Source organism: Xenorhabdus vietnamensis, assembly GCF_002127535.1.
GTDB lineage: Bacteria > Pseudomonadota > Gammaproteobacteria > Enterobacterales > Enterobacteriaceae > Xenorhabdus > Xenorhabdus vietnamensis.
Window position 1 is genome coordinate 1 of the sequence record NZ_MUBJ01000119.1, and the last position, 682, is coordinate 682.

The 682-nt window shown below is 49.7% G+C and carries 1 pseudogene; it reads left to right on the top strand.

Annotated features, from left to right (window positions below):
- Positions 1 to 420: 420 nt before the first annotated feature.
- Positions 421 to 639 (top strand): annotated as a pseudogene (locus Xvie_RS23510) (VasL domain-containing protein); the annotation flags it as partial.
- Between the last annotated feature and the right edge of the window lie 43 nt (positions 640 to 682).

Here is a 682-nt window from a genome sequence, read left to right on the forward strand (position 1 = left end):
TGTCCGTCCCCATAGTTTCAACGGGGGCAGGTCTCCCGTTGAGTACGAAAAACAATGGAAAGCGGCTAAAAATTTGTCCGGAAGTCCTTGACCACTACAGTTTATGGTTAGCAGGGTTAAAGTGTTGGTCGCACTCTTTCTCCACGTTCACTTAAAGGGTGCTCTTTTACCTTGCCAGCGTCTGTAATTGCTTCTTGGTTAAAAAGGCATTCAGCAACTTCTTAATCACTTCTTTATCTTCCCCCGGTTTCAGCTCCTTCCTGCATGTAATCACTGCTCACACCGAGCACGTCCGCCAGACGTTTTAATGTGTCATTGCCCGGCCGTGAAGTTCCGCACGTCAACCGTCAATGGGCGCAGGAGATGGCCGCGCGTATTGACAGCGTGCCCCTGAAAGGGAGCTGAAATACCACCCGCGACCGGCTTCAGCAACTGGCGGATAAAATTTTGTTACAGGAACGTACTCGGGGCAGCTTCACGCTCTCCTACCTGAAAACCGCCATTTATGACATCCAGCGCAGCCACGGCAGTGACGTGCCGCTGGAAGAGCTGCTGCGTCAGTTGAGTGTCTACGCGGCGAAAGGGGTCATGAACCCAATGGTTAGATTGTTTAGAGAAAGTAGTATTCACGTTCAATGAATGTACCTATTACCTTATCGTGCATCATTTCGGATTTAGAATA